Origin of the sequence: Polaribacter sp. WD7 (assembly GCF_003335085.1) — a bacterium.
Taxonomy (GTDB): Bacteria; Bacteroidota; Bacteroidia; order Flavobacteriales; family Flavobacteriaceae; genus Polaribacter.
Genome location: NZ_QPEJ01000017.1, coordinates 564620 through 584941 on the forward strand (window position 1 = coordinate 564620; position 20322 = coordinate 584941).

At 29.6% G+C, this 20322-nt stretch carries 15 protein-coding genes and 1 pseudogene; 9 read left to right on the forward strand and 7 right to left on the reverse strand.

Features of this window, described 5'->3' with window-relative positions; translation table 11 throughout:
* Position 1: 1 nt before the first annotated feature.
* Both DUT90_RS08945 and DUT90_RS08950 read right to left on the reverse strand, forming a co-directional pair.
* The gene (locus DUT90_RS08945; RefSeq protein WP_309477133.1) at positions 2 to 1063 is read right to left on the reverse strand and encodes a chorismate-binding protein; all 1062 of its coding nucleotides are present in this window, start codon (positions 1061 to 1063) and stop codon (positions 2 to 4) included.
* Positions 1064 to 1076: 13 nt separating this feature from the next.
* The gene (locus DUT90_RS08950) at positions 1077 to 1493 is read right to left on the reverse strand and encodes a PaaI family thioesterase (protein ID WP_114426808.1); all 417 of its coding nucleotides are present in this window, start codon (positions 1491 to 1493) and stop codon (positions 1077 to 1079) included.
* A gap of 72 nt (positions 1494 to 1565) precedes the next feature.
* Here DUT90_RS08950 and DUT90_RS08955 point away from each other — a divergent pair, with 72 nt between their 5' ends.
* The 5 genes from DUT90_RS08955 (at position 1566) to uvrB (ending at position 8981) form a co-directional block, all read left to right on the forward strand.
* Positions 1566 to 2057, forward strand: coding sequence for an IS1096 element passenger TnpR family protein (locus DUT90_RS08955; protein WP_114426809.1), 492 nt, complete (start codon positions 1566 to 1568; stop codon positions 2055 to 2057).
* 122 nt (positions 2058 to 2179) lie between these two features.
* A complete protein-coding gene (locus DUT90_RS08960; RefSeq protein ID WP_114426810.1) occupies positions 2180 to 3079 on the forward strand; it encodes an ABC transporter ATP-binding protein in 900 nt (299 codons plus the stop codon).
* Between the two features lie 22 nt (positions 3080 to 3101).
* Positions 3102 to 3947 carry an ABC transporter permease gene (locus DUT90_RS08965; protein ID WP_114426811.1) on the forward strand — a complete coding sequence of 282 codons (846 nt, stop codon included), beginning with the start codon at positions 3102 to 3104 and terminating at the stop codon, positions 3945 to 3947.
* 41 nt (positions 3948 to 3988) lie between these two features.
* On the forward strand, positions 3989 to 6916 hold the full coding sequence (locus tag DUT90_RS08970) for a T9SS type B sorting domain-containing protein (protein WP_114426812.1): 2928 nt from the start codon (positions 3989 to 3991) through the stop codon (positions 6914 to 6916).
* 76 nt (positions 6917 to 6992) lie between these two features.
* Positions 6993 to 8981, forward strand: a complete 1989-nt coding sequence (uvrB, locus tag DUT90_RS08975; protein WP_114426813.1) for an excinuclease ABC subunit UvrB — start codon at positions 6993 to 6995, stop codon at positions 8979 to 8981.
* Positions 8982 to 9136: 155 nt separating this feature from the next.
* Here the strand turns inward: uvrB and DUT90_RS08980 are convergent, their stop codons facing one another.
* From DUT90_RS08980 to sucC (DUT90_RS09000), 5 genes and pseudogenes are all read right to left on the reverse strand, one after another.
* Positions 9137 to 10075 (reverse strand): hypothetical protein, encoded by a 939-nt coding sequence (locus DUT90_RS08980; RefSeq protein ID WP_114426814.1) that lies wholly within the window; start codon positions 10073 to 10075, stop codon positions 9137 to 9139.
* Positions 10076 to 10495: 420 nt separating this feature from the next.
* Entirely contained in the window at positions 10496 to 12607 is a 2112-nt protein-coding gene (locus DUT90_RS08985; protein ID WP_114426815.1) for a S8 family serine peptidase, read from the reverse strand.
* A 147-nt stretch (positions 12608 to 12754) separates the two neighbouring features.
* Positions 12755 to 13063, reverse strand: a pseudogene (gene sucC / locus DUT90_RS08990) (succinate--CoA ligase subunit beta); the annotation flags it as partial.
* A gap of 364 nt (positions 13064 to 13427) precedes the next feature.
* Positions 13428 to 14372 carry a hypothetical protein gene (locus tag DUT90_RS08995; protein WP_114426816.1) on the reverse strand — a complete coding sequence of 315 codons (945 nt, stop codon included), beginning with the start codon at positions 14370 to 14372 and terminating at the stop codon, positions 13428 to 13430.
* A 1361-nt stretch (positions 14373 to 15733) separates the two neighbouring features.
* Positions 15734 to 16927 (reverse strand): ADP-forming succinate--CoA ligase subunit beta, encoded by a 1194-nt coding sequence (gene sucC, locus DUT90_RS09000; protein ID WP_114426817.1) that lies wholly within the window; start codon positions 16925 to 16927, stop codon positions 15734 to 15736.
* Positions 16928 to 17593: 666 nt separating this feature from the next.
* Between sucC (DUT90_RS09000) and DUT90_RS09005 the strand changes: the two genes are divergently transcribed.
* From DUT90_RS09005 to DUT90_RS09020, 4 genes are all read left to right on the forward strand, one after another.
* Positions 17594 to 18253, forward strand: a complete 660-nt coding sequence (locus DUT90_RS09005; RefSeq protein ID WP_114426818.1) for an ABC transporter ATP-binding protein — start codon at positions 17594 to 17596, stop codon at positions 18251 to 18253.
* A gap of 519 nt (positions 18254 to 18772) precedes the next feature.
* Complete coding sequence (locus DUT90_RS09010) at positions 18773 to 18982, forward strand: hypothetical protein (RefSeq protein ID WP_147266205.1); 210 nt, start codon at positions 18773 to 18775, stop codon at positions 18980 to 18982.
* 5 nt (positions 18983 to 18987) lie between these two features.
* Positions 18988 to 19536 (forward strand): CPBP family intramembrane glutamic endopeptidase, encoded by a 549-nt coding sequence (locus DUT90_RS09015; RefSeq protein WP_114426820.1) that lies wholly within the window; start codon positions 18988 to 18990, stop codon positions 19534 to 19536.
* 1 nt (position 19537) lies between these two features.
* Complete coding sequence (locus DUT90_RS09020) at positions 19538 to 20302, forward strand: TIGR02757 family protein (RefSeq protein ID WP_114426821.1); 765 nt, start codon at positions 19538 to 19540, stop codon at positions 20300 to 20302.
* Positions 20303 to 20322 lie beyond the last annotated feature (20 nt).

Consider the following 20322-nt stretch of genomic DNA (forward strand, 5'->3'; position numbering starts at 1 on the left):
ATCATAGTACTGTTTTCATAGTTTTGCTTTTGGAAACTGTCTCTGTCCATTCTTTAAAAGCATTACTATCCTTAGTTATTCCTCCACCCACGTAAAGCGAAGCCATTTTACCATCAATACGCATGCACCTTAAATTTACGTAAAGTTTCGATAGCTTACTTTTATCAAGATTTGACTCTAAGTTTAATTCACCCAAAAAACCTGTATAAAAGTCGCGTTTATAAGGTTCGTTTTCTGTTATAAATACAAATGCTTCTTTTCTAGGCAATCCACAAACTGCTGGTGTAGGATGCAATGCTCTTATTAATTGTTTTAAATCAGAATTACTTTTTACCTCTCCTTCTACTTTCGTCTTTAAATGTAATAAACTACCCGCTTGTACAGTTTCCTTTTGATTTACTTTTAATGATGTTGTTATAGGTTTTAGTTGATTGACAATAAAATCGGTTACCAATTGCTGCTCTTCTAGTTCTTTTGCCCCCCAAGCTACAGCTGTGTTTTCTTGTAAAAGTTGGGTACCTGCCAAAGACATTGTTTTAAAACGCTGATTAGAAATATGCAATAATGTTTCTGGTGTTGCCCCAAACCATAATCCTATTTTAGGGTGGTACCAAACATATACAAACGCTGCTTTATATTGCTTTAAAAGTTTTTTAAAAAGAAGCAATACATCAAAATCTTTTAATAAAATCAGTTCTTTTCTAGAAATTACTATTTTTTGTAAAGAGGAGTTTTTTATCTTTAAAATTGTTTTATCTACTAAATTTATATGTGCTTCTTTTTCAGATTCATCATCTGTATACCTATTAAAAAACTCAAAATTATCCAGACGTTCTATTTTTTCTTGCAGAAAATCAGCTTTATCTACAGGAAACAAAACAGTATTTTCTTCTGCATCAAAAGGAGAAAATACAAATCCGCTTTCGGTAAAATCAGACGTAAAAAAAAGCGTCTCTTCCTTCATAAAAAAAGAAGATATTGTTGTTGATTCTGGCTCGCTATAACTTACAAAAGGTTTCTTGTTTTTGTAAGCAGTTTCTATTTTCTTAAAAGTTGTATTCAATATAAAAAAGCAATTATTGTTTATCTAAAACAATGTTGGTAAGTTTACATATAGAAATTAAATTATTCTCTTCATCTAAAATTTTAATTTCCCACAAATGCGTTGTTCTTCCTTTATGTATTGGCTTTGCAATACCAAATACAAAACCTTCTTTTTTGCTTTTTATATGACTGATACTAAGCTCTATCCCTTTTACAATTTTTGTTTTAGCATTTATAAAAAGTACAGAAGCACAACTACCTACTGTTTCTGCTAGAGCAGCTGTTGCACCACCATGTAAAATACCGTAAGGCTGATATACTTTACTATTAACAGGCATTTTGGCGATTACAAAATCTTCACCTACATCTACAAACTCTATTTCTAACGTTTCCATTAGAGTATTTTTATTAAGATTATTTAGAGTTGCAAGTGTTTTTATTTTATCCATCAACAATTGTTTAGATATGTAAAAATACATATAAAAAATTGTATTTTTGTTGTAGAAAAGTTAAACCACTTTATGTACAAAATACGTGTAATTTTAGATACAAAAGAAGATGTAATTAGAACTATTTTAGTTGAAAATAGTCTTAATTTAGAAGAATTGCATTTTACAATTGCAAAATCATTTGGTTTTGAAGGGCAAGAAATGGCTTCTTTTTATAGAACTGATGATGAATGGAATCAAGGCGAAGAAATTCCGTTGTTTAACATGGCAGAAGCAGGAGAAGGAATTGCTATGCAAACATGTATTTTAGAAGAAACTTTGCCTATAGAAAATAGCAAGCTAATTTATGTTTATGACTTTTTAAACATGTGGACTTTTTATGTTGATGTTATAGAAATCTCTTCTCAAACTAGAGATGATTTACCAAAAACCATTTTAAATGTAGGTAATCTACCAAAAGAGGCTCCTGATAAAGAATTTAAAGCAGAAAATTTTGGTGATCAAGAAGATATAGATGATGAATTTGGTCATTTTGATGACGATTTTGATTTTAACGAGTATTAATATTTAGAAGTCTATCAGAACATTTATTTAGATAAAGAGCTTTCTTAAAAAACAATCTACTTTTTTGGTAACAAAATTGTAAATTAGTCGTCATACACTCATAACCGACTAAATTTATTTCTTTGGAAACTATCTTATCTCTTAAAAACCTCGACAAAAAATACGGAAAAGTCCATGCTGTAAACAATCTTTCTTTTGACATTCAAAAAGGAAATGTATACGGAATTTTAGGTCCTAATGGAAGTGGAAAATCTACTACTTTAGGTATTATATTAAATGTTGTAAACAGAACTTCTGGCGAATTCTCTTGGTTTGATGGAAAATTATCAACTCACGAAGCTTTAAAAAAAGTAGGTGCTATTATAGAGCGTCCAAATTTCTATCCTTATATGACAGCCTCAGAAAATCTGTCACTCATCTGTAAAATAAAAGGAATTACAAACCAAAAAATTGATGAAAAATTAAAAATTGTAAATTTATTTGAAAGAAGAGATAGTAAATTTAGAACCTATTCTTTAGGGATGAAACAGCGTTTAGCAATTGCATCTGCATTGTTAAATGATCCTGAAATTCTTATTTTAGATGAGCCCACTAATGGTCTAGACCCTCAAGGAATTCATGAAATTCGTCAAATTATCAAAAAAATTGCGGCTACAGGAACTACAATTTTACTAGCTTCTCATTTATTGGATGAAGTAGAGAAAGTATGTTCTCACGTTGTTGTAATTAGACAAGGTGTTAAATTATATAGCGGAAGAGTAGATGAAATGACCGCTTCTAATGGTTTATTTGAATTAAAGGTTGAAACTAATGAAGAAAAATTACTTAACGCTTTAGAAGAAAACCCACATATCGCAAAAATAACTAAAGACCATGAGACTATAATAGCTACCATCCAAAGCTCTATTTCTGCCACTGAAATAAATGACTATTTATTTAACAAAGGTATTGTTTTATCTCATTTAATAAAGCGTAAACCTAGTTTAGAACAACAATTTTTAGACCTAACCAACAACAATTAATCATTACTAAATCTCAAAAGTTATGTTACGACTACTAACTATAGAATTTCATAAACTTAAATACAATAGAGCAAGTAAGATACTATCTATAATATATTTCGGTTTACTTTCCTGTATCGCTCTTATTGCTGCTATAAAATTTGATATTGGCCCAGTAAAATTTCACTTAGCTGATGCTGGAATTTTTAATTTCCCTTACATATGGCACTTTAACACTTATATAGCTTCTATTTTAAAGTTTTTCTTGTTGTTAGTTATTGTATCCATGATGGCTAATGAATACAGTTACAAAACTTTAAAGCAAAATTTAATAGATGGGTTAAGTAAAAAAGAATTTATTTTATCTAAATTCTACACGGTTATTGCATTTGCATTTGTGTCAACTGTTTTTGTTTTTGTTGTTTCTCTTATACTAGGCTTGGTATATTCTGATTACAATGAGTTTGCAATTATTGTTTCTGATTTAAAATATCTTTTTGCTTTTTTTATAAAACTAGTCAGTTTTTTCTCTATGGGACTGTTTTTCGGGATTTTAGTAAAACGATCTGCTTTTGCAGTAGGTGCAATGGTAGTTTGGTTTATTATAGAAAGTATGTTTAAAGGATACTTATTTTGGACTTTTAAGAAAGCTACAAATACAAGCGAAAAAGTAGATAGCATCATGCAGTTTCTTCCGTTTGAATCTATGGCCAATTTAATTAAAGAACCTTTTTCTAGATTAGGTGCTGTAAAATCTGTAGCCAACCAAATAGGAGAAACATTTACTAAAAGTTATGATGTCTCTTTTTTTAATATTTTAATCGTTTCTGGTTGGACTTTCATCTTTATTTATATTTCTCTTACACTGTTAAAAAAGAGAGATTTGTAATTTTTTTAAATATATTTGATGTAAGAAATTGCCTTTATTAAATGAAAAAATATTATTTCTTAATATTTCTACTATACTTTACCAATTTCTACGCTCAAAAAGAAGCTAATTTTTGGTATTTTGGTGAAAATGCTGGTTTAGATTTTAGTTCTGGAGCCCCTGTAGCATTAACAAATGGAGAACTTAATACTCAAGAAGGATGTTCTACAATTTCTGATAAAGACGGTAACCTGTTATTTTATTCTGATGGTATTATTTTATACAACTCCAACCATGAGGTAATGACATTTTCTAATGGTAACCTTGCTAACGATTTAGGAGGTAACCCATCTAGTACTCAATCTGCATTATTTGTTCCAAATCCTGAAAATCAAAACCTCTATTATTTATTTACACTTGGTACAAACTCAGTAATTGATGGTATAGAAAATCCAGGTTTAAAATTTTACACCATAGATAAATCTAAAGAAAATGGATTAGGCCAAATTATAGACGGACCAATAACACTAGGTATAGAACCTTCAACGGGCAAAGATATAAGTGAAGACTTTTCTGAAAAGGTTACAGCAATTCAGGGAGATTGTAATTCAATTTGGGTTTTGTCAGCTGTAAAAAATCAATTTTATGCATACAATATAAGTGAAAATGGAGTTGATGTTGCTAATCCTGTTATAAGTACAACTGACTATGAGTTAGTAGACAAAAGAGGCTATTTAAAAATATCTCCTAACGGGAAATATGTAGCTTTAGCTGATTTTAAATTTTCTACAAATAATATTTTTGATCCCGAAGCTAAGCTAGTGCTTTATGAATTTAACGACCAAACTGGAATTGTTTCTCCAAGTTCTTCAATATTAACTAATTTATCTACTGATGGCATACCTTACGGAGTTGAATTTTCTCAAAACTCTAGTAGATTATATACATCAACTATTATTGAAGATAGAAACTTGGTCTTTCAATTTGACCTTAGAAGTGACAATATTTTTTCTTCTAAAACAAAAATATATGATCAAGAAGGCTTTAGAAGCGCCTTACAATTAGGTCCTGATGGCAAAATTTATGCTTCTATTCCTGAAAAAAAATTTCTTGATGTAATTGAAAATCCAAATGACCTTGGAACTAATGTTAGATATATAGAAAATGCTGTAGATCTAAAAGGAAAAATTACTCAACAAGGACTCCCACCTTTTATTCAGTCATTTTTCTCTCCTGTTAATATTGTTAACTCTGATGACAGAACTAAGATATTAAATGAAAATGAGCAAACTGTATGTATTGGTGAAAATTTAAATATTGAGCCAGAACTTATTGAAAACCCATTATTTAGTTACGATTATTTATGGACGAAAGAAGGCAATAATGCTGTAAATATAAAAACAAGACGAATATCAATTACTAATTCAAATTTTGGAAGCGGAACTTATAATCTTCAAATAATAACCAGAAATGAATGTGGAAAACCTGAAACTTTTAATAGTTCAATTAAAATTAAATTCACTCCAAAACCAAATCTTAGTACTGTTCCTTTAATTGACCAATGTGATTTTGACAATGACCCTTCAGATGGTATTACTAATTTTAATCTTGAAGTTTTAGAAAAAAAAATATACGATGGGAATCAAGAGGTAGAAATTGATTTTTTTGAAAGTACAGATATCAACTTCTCATCTCCACTAAATAAAACTAACTACAGAAACTCAACCCCCACTAAAACAGCTGATGATACTCATAAAATTGTTGCTAAAGTTACAATTATTGAAACCAAATGTTTTTTAACCACAGAAATAGAATTAAAAGCAACTCCTTCTGGTGTAGCTAATTTTAGAGATGTATATACTTGTGAATTCGACGTAAATAAAAACAGTCCAGATGCTTTAAATAGTTTAGGTAATGGAACTGGTTTTTTTAATTTTAATGAAAAAACTACTCAAATAATTGCAAACTCTAATGAAAGCTTATCCTTAAATACCCATAACTTTCAATATTATAGAAATAGAAATGATGCAATTACACAAACTGCAGAAATAACCGAACCTTTTGAAGATACATTACTAAATGAAAATGATAATATTTTTGTGAGAATTTCTTTAAAGAACTCAGGTACTTGCCAAAGTATTGGTAACTTTAAAGTCATAATACAAGATTTGCCTTTTTTAAATAGAGATTCAAACTCAGTTGTCTTATGTGTTAATAACCCAAGAGATGTACCTCAAGAAAGAAGCGTAGATATAGATGCTTCAACAGGTTTAAGTAGTGATACTTTTCTATGGTATAAAAATAATGAAAGAATAATTGGTGCTACAACACCTATTTTAAAAGTGAAAGAAGCTGGTAATTACAGAGTAGAAATATTTAGAGACTATGAAAATGATAGATCAGATCTTAATGACGATATTACTTGTAGGGGGTATTATACGTTTATCGTTTTAGAGTCAAATAGAGCAGTAATTCAAAATATTACAGTGACTGAAGACCAAAACTCTATTTCCGGTAATTCTATTACTATAAATATTTCTGGAGAAGGCGATTACGAATACTCTCTAAACAGTCAAGATTTATCATCTTTTAGACAAGGAGAAAATAATCTTTCTTTTACTTTCAATGAAGTAGAACCTGGTTTAAACACGGTGTTTGTAAGAGATAAAAAAGGCTGTGGTATTTCAGCATCTGAGAGCATCTCTTTTTTACAAATCCCTAAACATTTCTCTCCTAATGAAGATGGAGTCTTAGATACTTGGAAAATTAATGGAATAAATAACGTTTTTTATATTATTGCTAATTTAGAAATTTTTGATAGATATGGTACACTTCTTAAAAAACTTGATTTAAAAACCTCCAACGGCTGGAACGGTTTTTATCAAGGTAAATTATTACCCCAAAATGATTATTGGTTTAAAGCCACACTTGTTGATATTAATGGTAATGTAAGAACAGAAACTGGTCACTTTTCTTTAATTACTAGATAACGCACTTTTTTTGAGATTGACTCATAAAAACTAACTATTTTAGTGCTACGGAAACTGAATATTTGTTATACTTTTTATGGAATTTAATTTAGAATCAGATTTTTCTCCTACAGGAGATCAACCCCAGGCAATCAAAGAACTTTCTCAAGGTATTGTGTCTGGAGAAAGGTTTCAAACTTTACTTGGTGTAACTGGTTCTGGAAAAACTTTTACCATAGCTAACGTTGTAAAAGAAGTAAAAAAGCCTACTTTGGTGTTAGCTCATAACAAAACATTAGCAGCTCAACTGTATTCTGAATTTAAACAATTTTTCCCTAAAAATGCTATTGAATATTTTGTTTCTTATTATGATTATTATCAACCAGAAGCCTATATACCAGTAACAGGTACTTACATAGAAAAAGATTTATCTATAAATGATGATATAGAGCGTTTGCGTTTGAGCACAACCTCATCGCTACTTTCTGGAAGACGAGACGTACTGGTTGTTGCTTCTGTTTCTTGCTTATATGGTATTGGAAACCCTACAGAATTTAAAAAGAATGTAATTCCTATAGAAGTTGGTCAACTACTTTCTAGAACTAAATTTTTACACCAATTGGTTACAAGTCTATATTCTAGAACAGAGCATGAAATTAAAAGCGGAACATTTAAAGTAAAAGGAGATGTTGTAACAATATATCCGTCTTATGGAGATAATGGTTACCGTGTACACTTTTTTGGAGATGAAATTGAAGAAATAGAAGCATTTGATTTAGAGAATCAACAAGTATTAGAACAATTTGAACAATTAAATATTTACCCTGCAAATTTATTTGTTACTTCTCCTGATGTTTTGCAAAATGCCATACATCAAATACAAGAAGACATGGTGCATCAAGTTGCTTATTTTCAAGAAATAGGAAAACATTTAGAAGCAAAACGCTTAAAAGAACGTACTGAATTTGATCTGGAAATGATTCGAGAACTAGGATATTGTTCTGGTATCGAAAATTATTCGCGTTATCTAGATGGTAGAAACCCTGGCACTAGACCTTTTTGCTTGTTAGACTACTTTCCTGATGACTATTTAATGGTTATTGATGAAAGTCACGTAACCGTTCCTCAAACTCACGCTATGTATGGAGGAGACAGAAGCAGAAAAGAAAATTTAGTGGAATATGGTTTTAGGCTACCTGCTGCAATGGACAATAGACCTTTAAAGTTTGATGAGTTTGAAGCACTTCAAAATCAGACTATTTTTGTATCAGCAACTCCTGCAGATTACGAACTTCAAAAAACAGAAGGTGTATTTGTAGAGCAAATTATTAGGCCTACAGGTTTATTAGACCCTCCAATTGAGGTTCGTCCAAGTTTGAATCAAATTGATGATTTGATAGAAGAAATTCAATTACGAGTTGAAAAAGACGAACGTACTTTGGTAACTACATTAACCAAAAGAATGGCAGAAGAATTGACAAAATATTTAACACGAGTAGACATTCGATGTAGGTATGTTCATTCTGATGTAGATACTTTAGAGCGTGTAGAAATCATGCAAGATTTACGTAAAGGATTATTTGATGCTTTAATTGGTGTAAATCTTTTACGAGAAGGTTTAGATTTACCCGAGGTTTCTTTGGTGGCTATTTTAGATGCCGATAAAGAAGGTTTTTTGCGTAACAACAAATCTTTAACACAAACTGTTGGTAGAGCCGCAAGAAATGTAAATGGTTTAGCTATTATGTATGCAGATAAAGTTACTGATAGTATGCAAAAAACAATAGATGAAACAAATAGAAGGCGTGAAAAGCAGATTGCTTACAATACTAAACATGATATTACCCCAACCCAAATTAACAAAAAAATAGACGATACATTATCTAAATCTGCAGTTTCAAGTTATCATTATGACAATGCAAAACAAGTTGCTGCAGAACAAGATTTACAGTATTTACCTAAAGAAGAAATTGAGAAAAGAATTAGAGACAAACGGAAACAAATGGAAATTGCAGCAAAGAGCTTAGATTTTATTGCTGCTGCAAAATTACGAGACGAAATAGCCATCTTAAAAGAAAAAGTTTAAGTACACTTTACATAAATAGTAAAAGATTACCGGAAATACAGAATCTTCTATCTAATAAAATTAAGGTAAAGAGAACTCTTATTTTAGTAAAATAAAAAAACCCAAGGCAATAATTTGCTTTGGGTTTAATTTATGATATTATTTTAAGATTTAACTTAGTTTTTTGTAACCGTCAAATTGTCTCTCCATAAAATTTCTGCAGTTCCACCTTTACATCTGTATGCACCCATACGAATTCTTGTTTCTAAAGGAACTGTTGTTTGATTTGCTGTATTTTTTGATGAAACAGGTATTGATTTACTTACACCGTTTATTGTATAATCAATAAATTGTTTCTTTAGGCCGTTTACAGTTTTAAATGTACTTTTTATAACTACATCAAAATTTTTATTACGTTTAACTGTTGTAATGTAAACCAATTTTCTGCCAGAAGATCCAGAACCTCCACGTTTTGTAACTTGTTCTGAAAATATCTTAAATTCTTTTACTTTTCCATTTTCATAAATTATATCTCCTTTTCCATTATTTTCCCTTTTTGGTTTTGCAATAAATAACGCAATTGCTGGATCTCTTGATTCTTTACCTTGGATTTTATCATGTTTCCCTTTTACTTGTGCTATATATGTACCATCATTATCAGACATTGAAGTATCAGCTACCATATCTTTTACTGAACCTGCATTTAAGATTCTTACAGTGGCTGAAAGCTGGATGTACTTATTATGAGCATAGTTAAGTTTTGGTGTGGTACGCTCCATTCTTACTTGAAGTTTACCTGACTGGTTATTGGCGCTGTTTAATCTATAACCACCCCATCTATAACTTGAACCATACGTTGATTGTTTATAATCATAAGAACAACTTCTATCATCAATCATTGTACTGATTTTAGAGTTATAATCAGTTCCAGTAATAGCATCAATAAGCATAAATTTATTAGGATCGCAAGTGCCCTTAGCAAGAAAATCATTTTCTTCTACAGAAGAAATATCATTTTCATTAAAAAGGTTATCATCATCTTCTTGACAAGAAGTAAAAGTTCCCAGAGCTATTACTACTGCTAAAGCTCCAATTTTAATGTTAAAATTTTTCATGTTTGAGTTAATTTAGTATATATTGTTGTTTCAAATTTATAAACAAAAGTAACCTGAGGTATCCTGCAGCATCCTGTAAGATGTTTTTAATACAATAATTTTTTAGCAGAAAACACAACAAAATCTTCAAAAAAAAACTTAAAAAATAAGGGATTTCGCATTAATTTAAAGCATTTGATTAATACTGAAAAAATTTAAAAAACATAAAATTCAAAAATTTAATTTTTTAAAAAAAAAGCCTCGTTTTCACGAGACTTTTTATCTATTATCTTTATTCTTTTTATTAAATGACTATAACCAATATCGATTTTTTTTAGAACTCTATTGCAGTTGCAATTACTTACTTTGCGACTATCAATATATTTTACTTATTTATCATCTATGATTTATACTAAATATTTAAAGAGAAAAATCAATATATCATCGTAATAATTTTATAGTTTTTCCACTTATTTTTAAGAAAAATATATTACCGGAATAATTACGAAGATCTACCAATACACCCTCTTCCTTCAACAAAATACGACCTCTTACGTCGTAAACTGAATATTTTTGTGAATTATATAAATAAAACAAACCTTTAGATGATGGGTTTGGAAAAACAGTTATTTGTGAACTTGATAGATCGTTTTCTTTTGTGGAAAGTGTTGTGCTTATTTCAATCAATATATCTGTAAACTCTTCTTCACCACATTCGTTAATTATCAAAACACTAATCTCTTCATTACCTGCCTGATTGTCAAATTTTACTTCTATAGTATTTGTTAATTTACCCGAAATAATTGTAGCTCCACTTGGAATACTCCATATATATTCTTCTATACCCTCTACAGGTGCTACAGAATATGTTGCTGTTTGATTTATTCCAACCAATCTAGGACCTGATATGTTTTCTAAAAATCCTGTACCAACTCCAATAAATTCTCTTTTTACTTCTGCATCTCTAGTTTCACTATTTTTTACCTCTAATATTACTGATTTAAAACCTTTACTAGTATATGTTACATTATGAGGACCATTTCCTACGGCAGTAGCAGGAGAAGCTCCTTCTCCGAAAGTCCACTTAAGAGAAGTTGCATTTTCTGATGAACTATTTGTAAAAGTTACAGTCTCATCTTTACATATAAAATTTTTAGAAACATTAAACTCTGCATTTAAATTAAAGTTAGATTGAGCTAGCAAAAGTGCTTTATGTGCATTTATTCTACCAAAACCATAAAATTTGTCAAACCCCGCGGTATCTTCTTTGGGATCCCCTACTTCATCTTCAGCAGAATTTTGAATAATAGCCCTTATTTCTTGCGGAGTCTTTGTTAAGTCTAGTCCTTTTATTAAACAAGCAAGTCCTGCAACCATAGGAGATGAGAAAGAGGTTCCTCCAAAAAAACCATAGGCATTTGACCTAACTATTCTAGAAGAAAAAATACCTGAACCAGGTGCTAAAACATCTACATGGTCACCGTAATTACTACCAAAATTACCTCGTGTAGTTGCCTTTGTTACTCTAGTATCATCTGGATGAGAGGCTCCGACTGCCATAACAGAACTATAGGCTGCTGGAAACTGGGCTATTTCCTCACCTTCATTACCAGTTGCAGCAATAAGCAAAACTCCTTTTGATTCTGCATAGTCTACTGCTTCTTGAAAAGAATCTAAACGCTCTAACCCTCCAAATGACATATTACCTATATGTATACCATTATCTACAGCATAAAAAATTGCCTCAATTTCGTTAGAAATTAATCCATCAATTCTATCATCCAATACTTTTAACACCATTATTTTACATTTCCAATCCATTCCTGCAATACCGACTCCATTATTTCCTGTTGCTGCGGCTATTCCAGCAACTACAGTACCGTGCCTATTGTCATCACTAGGATCATTATCGTCATTTACAAAATCCCATCCATTAATATCGTCTATGTAACCATTATTATCATCATCTATACCATTACCTGGTATTTCATCTTCATTTACCCAAACTCTTCCTACAAATTCTTCGTGGTCTAATCTAAGACCACTATCAAAAACTCCTAGTACTACATTTTCGTTTCCTGTGGTAATATCCCAAGCCAAATCTGTATCCATATCGGCATCCGCCTTACCTTCTACACCTACTACACCATCGTAACCATTATTAAGATGGTAGTATTGATTTTCAGAGAAAAAAGGATCATTAGGTACGATATTTCCTTTACTAGCATGGTCTAATTCAACAAACTTGAATAAGTTACTTTTTTCATATTCACTTTTAACAACTATTTTATCTGTAGTGGTTAAAAATTTTAAGCGGATTACCCTAGAAGTTAATATGCTTTGTTCTTCTGTACTTTTATCCGAAGAACCCAATGACCTCATAGATATCGAGTTAAAACGATTGTTCAAAGCTTTGAATTTAATCATTGCTTCTGGAGAAGTACCTTTTTTTAACGCAACTAATAACGAATAGGTATTATCTTGAGATGAAATTGAGAGACTAATAAAAAAGAGTAATACAGTTAGGGAGAAGCAATTTTTAAGAGTATTCATTATTATTAAATTTTTATATTTATTAAGACCCGAAGCTAAAACATTAATTTTTCTGAAAAAAGAGTATTAACACTATATTTTTTTAAGTAAAATCTATAAAAAAAGCCTCGTTTTAACGAGGCTTTTAAATATTATAAAAGTAAAATTCTAACTTAGAACCTCACTAACTTTGTCTGCAGCTTCTTGAAATTCAGTTGCAGAAATAATTTCCATTCCAGAGTTATCTATCAACTCTTTTGCTTCTTTAGCATTAGTACCTTGTAAACGACAAATAATAGGCACGTTTATCTTATCTCCCATACTTTTGTAAGCATCTACAACACCTTGTGCTACTCTATCACAACGTACAATTCCACCAAAAATATTTACTAAGATTGCTTTTACAGCTGGGTCTTTTAAAATAATACCAAAAGCTGTTTCAACTCTTTGTGCATCAGCAGTACCACCAACATTTAAAATCTATTGTCCAAAAATATAACTCAGTGTTACCTGTTAAATTTTCTAGATGTTCTTCCTTTAAATTTCTTTGCAATACACTAAAAACTTAAGATGAGTGATACTCTGTATACATAATACATGATCTTTTGATTTTCCATTAACCAAGTATTTTTTTTTAGAAACTTAAGTGAAATTTTTTAAAATAAATATTTTCTCTAAATTTTAGATCAATAAAATTTTACACTCAAAAACTCTATGTTTAAATACATTTACCCTCTATTTAAAGGAGTAAAATCTAAAACCACTCGAGTGAGTGGTTTTTTTTTAGAATATAATTAGTTTTTGTTATAATTTAAATGCAACTAATTAAAAGCTCTTATTACTACATATTTTTACGTTTGTTAGTCCATAAGTTGTTTTTCCATCTAATATCAGCATATCCTCCTTTACATCTGTAAGCTCCCATTCTTATTTTTGTATCTGTTGGATTTGCAAGGTTGCCATTTACACTCTGTCTAGATATTTTATGTGAATTAGAAGAACCATTGATATTATAATCTATATAATGATTATTATTAGAAGTAAACCTAGAAGTAACATTAAAACTAAATTCTACATCCCTATAAACACTAGTAATATATATTAATCTTCTTCCATTGGTTCCAGAGCCTCCACGTTTGTTAATAAGCTCAGCATAAATATGATACATCCCTGGAAAACCACTTGAATCAATCCAAACTGCACCTCCATTATTAACAGATCCTCTGTTATACCTTGCAGGTTTAGCAATAAACAACATAATAGCTGGATCAGGTGATCCACCTCCACCTGTATGTTTTCCTTTTACTTGGGCAATATAAGTTCCATTTTCGTCTCTCATATCAGACGGAGGATAAGGAGAGCTAGACATATTTTTAATACCTGAATTAAGTATTTTTACAGTACCACTTACAGTTAGAGACGCTCCATTAGAATAACCTATAGTCCCTGTAGTTCGTTCAATTCTAGTTTGTAAACTTCCATTCGTATTTGCACTATTTAATTGATAAACTCCAAAATTACCCGACTGACCATAATCGTAACTACAACTTCTATCATCAACAACATTACTGATACCAGAATTTTTATCAGAAAAAACATTAGGATATACAAAATTTAGTAAATTGGTTTGACAATCACTTCCTTGTCTTTCTAGAGGTTTGCTTTCTTCTTTCAACGAAGCTTCATTATCAGTTATAAAGATATCTTCTTCTTGTTGGCAAGAAGTAAAAATTCCTAGAGTCATTACTACTGCTAAAGCTCCAATTTTAATGTTAAAATTTTTCATGTTTGAGTTAATTTAGTATATATTATTTCGTCAAAAATATAAGCACATGTAAAATTTAGTGTCCTGTAGTGTCCTGTAAGTTTTATCAATATTATATTTTATTAGAAAAAAAAATAACAAAACCCACACAAAGCACTTAAAGAACATAGGATTTTGTCTGAATTTTAAATAATTATGTGAATTCGAGTTAAGAAAACGGTTATTTTATTTACAAAAAAACAAAAAAAACCGTTAACTTAATATTTTGAATAACAAGTGAATAATGGATTTTTATCTTATGATTACTGTCAATAAAATCATCGGAATATTTCGGTAACTAAAAATAATGTAGCTGACCAAATAAAAAGAAAATTCGTAAAAGAAATCGTAGAGTGTCAGACGGAGAAGTAATAACAATTTTAGTTATTTTTCATTTAAAATCATACAGAAATTTGAAACACTTTTATATAAATAATCTTTGCAAACATACCCTGAATGAATTCCTAATTCTGTTTCTTATAACCAATCCGTTAAATTGCAAAAGAAAGTAGTTCAACCCATTGGGGTTTATATGAAAATGCACTGTCCTGAAGATTATACAGGTATTTAATTCCTCTATTCAACTACTCTAAAATCTTGTCATTACAAAAGAGAAAAGCTACGTAAAGTATTTAGTGTTCTGGCTCAAAAAGTTATAGAATATTAGGTTAGTTTTATAGTTTTAAATTATATCATTATTTGCAATGATAAAGGAAAATAGTTGAATTTATGCTTACTATAGGAAATGTAAATGATAGAAAACCATTTAAAAATAAATCTTATCAATGATAAAGTATTTGGTAAAATTTACTAAGATAAAGATTATCTTGGTAAAGATTTATTCAATAGATTATTTTTAGATGAAATCTATTTCATAGTAAAAGCTAGAAAGAATATGAAGAAAAAAGCAATAGATTTATGGACAGGGTTTTATTAAAAAAAAAGGGCTACAATTAAATCGGTAAATGATATTTTAAAAAATGTATGTTACATTGAGCACACTAAAACATAGATTTGTATATAATTTTTTCTCAAATTCAGTACCTAAACTAATAGCATATGGTTTTATAACTAAAAAACCGTCTATTAAAATAAAAAATATGATTCCTAATACGCAAAATGTGTTTCCTAATATTGGAATAAGTTAAGTCTAACTCACGTTAAATAATTTCTAATAATATTCATTATTTGTGAATTTTATATTTATTAATCTAAGAAGCTAATACATTAATTTTTCTAAAAAAAGAGTATTAACACTATATGTTTTGTTAATTTTTTTTTGATTTCGACCAAAAAAAAGCCTCGTTTTCACGAGGCTTATAAATATCATAATTGTAAAAATTCTAACTTAGAACTTCACTTACCTTATCTGCTGCTTCTTGAAATTCTGTTGCAGAAATAATTTCCATTCCAGAATTATCGATCAATTCTTTAGCTTCTTTAGCATTAGTACCCTGTAAACGACAAATAATTGGTACGTTTATTTTATCTCCCATGCTTTTATAAGCATCAACTACACCTTGTGCGACTCTATCACAACGTACAATTCCACCAAAAATGTTTACTAAGATTGCTTTTACAGCTGGGTCTTTTAAAATAATACCAAAAGCTGTTTCAACTCTTTGTGCATCTGCAGTACCACCAACATCTAAAAAGTTAGCAGGCTCACCTCCAGATTCTTTAATTAAATCCATAGTACCCATTGCCAAACCAGCTCCGTTTACCATACAACCAACATTTCCATCTAAATCTACGTAGTTTAAACCAGCAGCTTTAGCTTCAACTTCAATTGGATTTTCTTCTCTGATATCACGCATTGCTGCATAATCTTTATGTCTGTATAATGCATTTTCGTCTAAAGAAACTTTAGCATCAACAGCCATTATTTTAGCATCAGAAGTTTTTAATACCGGATTAATTTCAAACATAGATGAATCTGATTTTATATAGGCAGTATATAAAGCAGTAACAAATTTTGTCATTTCTTTAAATGCTACTCCAGATAAACCTAAGTTAAAAGCTACTTTACGTGCTTGAAAAGGCATGATACCCAATAAAGGATCTATCTCTTCTGTAAAAATTAAATGTGGTGTTTCTTCTGCAACAGTCTCAATATCCATTCCACCTTCTGTAGAATACATGATCATATTTTTACCTGTAGCTCTGTTTAATAATACAGACATATAAAATTCATCTGGCTCTTCATCTCCCGGATAGTATACATCCTCAGCAATTAAAACTTGATTTACCAACTTACCTTCTGCTGAAGTTTGTGGTGTAATCAACATCATACCTAGAATATCATCTGCAATACTTTCTACTTGTTCTAAATTCTTAGCAAGTTTAACTCCTCCTCCTTTTCCTCTTCCACCTGCATGAACCTGAGCTTTTATAACATGCCATCCCGTACCTGTTTCTTCTGTTAGTTTTTTTGCAGCATCTACTGCTTCTGCAGGAGTACTTGCAACAATTCCTCTTTGAATTCTAACTCCAAAACTGCTTAAAATTTCTTTTCCTTGATATTCGTGTAAGTTCATCTATAAATCTTTTAAAAACGTTGACAAAAATACAAATTCAGATGTAAAATTTAGCAAGGTTTTCTTTAAAAAACCCCATTAGAGTCATAAAAAATATTCTTTAAGACTTTTTTAACAAACTAATTCTTAAACCCTTTAAAATTTAAAAAGGCTTTCTTACAACTTATCCTATTTTAGGATATTCATAATTTCTATAAATATCTTCAAAATAATCTATAGACAAAACACCTTAAAACACTAATAGAACTATGGTGTATTATATCTGAAATGGTTACAAACTGTCAATTAAAGTGATTATTGGATACAAAAAAACGTAACTAGAAATACTTTAGAACTTAAAATTTATTATCGATACAAATTTTACTGATTTTAATCGTAAAACTCATTCGATTTGATAAAATTTCATCAAAATATATAATAGGTTAATTAACAATTACTTTGCAAAAGTTAGACTAGTAAAAAAACGTAACACATTTTATATCAATCCAAAATACCGTGCTCAAAAGCACTTTCAAAAACTCGATACTTGACACAACTTTGTAAATTACAATAAGCTAAAAATCTTTTCGAATCATAAAATGGTCTCAGATTTAATTTATTATAAATCAGAAATCTTTAATCGTTTTTCTGATTTCTTTTTATAACTTCGTTTTAAAGAAATTTGATATGATTTTTGGTAAAAACATCCATAAATATTATGGTGATGTAGAAGTTCTAAAAGGGGTTGACTTAACCATTAATAAAGGTGAAGTTGTTGCTATTGTTGGCCCTTCTGGAGCAGGAAAAACAACCTTACTTCAAATATTAGGTACATTGGACAAACCCAATACACAAGATGATTTTGAACTAACAATAAACAATACTTCTTTAAAAAAATTGCCCGATAATAAGCTTTCTGTATTTAGAAATAACCATATCGGTTTTATCTTTCAATTTCACCAATTATTACCCGAATTCTCTGCGCTAGAAAACGTCTGTATTCCTGCTTTCATTGGAAAAAAACCAAAGATTGAAGCAGAAAAAAAAGCAAAAGAACTTTTGAGTTTTTTGGGATTATCTCATCGTATTCACCACAAACCAAGCCAACTTTCTGGAGGAGAGCAACAACGTGTTGCGGTTGCTAGAGCATTGATAAACAACCCCTCTGTAATTTTGGCTGATGAACCTAGTGGCAATCTAGATAGTGAATCTGCTAAAAACTTACATGAATTATTTTTTAAACTACGTGATGAATTTGGGCAAACATTTGTTTTGGTAACGCATAATGAAGATTTAGCGAATATGGCAGATAGAAAGCTAAACATGATAGATGGTAAAATTGAGTAATTGTACGAAAAAAATTGCTCTATCTTTACTACTGGTAACTTTATTGAGTTCATGTGCCACCATTTTTAAACACCAAAAGAACAACAGTTAAAATATCTGCAAACCAAAAAAGTAAAAGTTGTTTTTAAAAAGGATACGGCTTTAGGAAATACATTACAAGCTTCTATTAGATCTATACGCTCTAAAAAACAAATAAAATTGACCATTTTAAAGGATTCCTTATAAAAAGATTTTTATTTCAACAGAAAATTATCATATAATTTTCTATTAAATACTGTATTAAAGAAAAAGAGCTATGTACAGGCTAGAAACCTTGTGGTTAATAATATTAATATTAACCTCATTAGAAATGTACATTTAAATGAATATTTAGGATTTGAAATAATTCAAAAAAAAATCGATTTAATGATCAAATCATCTATTTTGAAAAAAATCAAACCAATACAGATAAAAACTTTATTATAAATAATAGTTTTTTCTAAGAAAAAAGTGACCATTTTAAATATAAAATATGAACTATTGGCACCCCTAAACAACGTATTTTATTTTGATTTTTACGCTGGATTAGGAATAAGATTAAAAAGATTTAAAGATATTAGCATTGAATTTAATCCTGATTTACACAGAACATATTATGAAGATAATATATTTTCATTAGATTTTTTGGATGGTACTTATAGCGATACAATAAAAATGAGTTTAGGATTAAAATTTGGTATTATATTATAAATTATATGTTAGAAACACTTAAAAAAATACTAGGCTTCTTAAAACAACCCAGTATCCACAAAGACCCCAATACTGATTTTTCATATAGATTAAACGTTTTTGGGAAGCTTTTAGCAATAAGTATTATTACAGGATTTATCATTTCTCCGCTATTTGTTTTTCTTGAATATGTTAACCTTATAGATGCAGATGCTCATAAACTAGACAAAATGTTTAAAGGAATGAGTAACTTAAAAATACTTTTATTAGGTGCTATTTTAGCTCCTATATTAGAGGAAGTATTGTTTAGAGCTCCCCTTACCCTATGTAAAAGTAAAATTGCATTTAAAATTTTATTTTACACTTTAACAATTCTATTTGGCTTTATACACATTACTAATTTTGAGATATCCACAAACGTAATACTACTTTCTCCTTTACTAGTTTTACCTCAAATACTTTTGGGTGTTTATTTAGGTTTTATTAGAGTCCGTTTTGGACTACTTTGGTCTATTTGTTTACACGCTGCTTATAACGGAATTTTAATTACATTAAGTTTTTTAGAGAATTTTTAAGATGAATAGTAAAGAGCTTAAGGAATTTTTAGATGAAAAGGTTATTATATACAATAACCCAAAGTTTATTGAATCTGACCCTATCCGAATACCTCATTTATTTTCTTTAAAAGAAGACATAGAAATTGCAGGATTTTTAACCGCTACTATTTCTTGGGGAAATAGAAAAATGATAATTAAGAATGCTTTACAAATGATGGAATTACTAGATAACGCTCCTTTTGATTTTGTTTTAAACCATCAAAAAAAAGATTTAAAAACACTTGATAATTTTGTTCATAGAACTTTTAACAGCAAAGACTTACAGCAATTTATCATGTCCTTACAACACATTTACAGTACACACAATGGACTAGAAAATGTTTTACTTGTAAAAAACAACAAAGACAATTACCAAAATGCAATTCATTATTTAAAACAGGTGTTTTTTGAAATACCACACCAACAAAGAACACAAAAGCACATCTCAGATCCATTAAAAAACTCTGCCGCTAAAAGAATAAACATGTTTCTAAGATGGATGGTTAGGAACGATGGTAATGGAGTTGACTTTGGTCTTTGGAAAAGTCATTCTTCCTCTAATTTGTCATGTCCATTAGATGTACATTCTGGAAATGTTGCAAGAAAATTAAAACTTTTAAAGAGAAAACAAAACGATTGGAAAGCACTACATGAATTGGATTTAAAACTAAGAAAACTAGATAAAGAAGATCCTGTAAAATATGATTTTGCTTTATTTGGTTTAGGTGTATTTGAAAAGTTTTGATTAGAAGTTAACAACCGTTT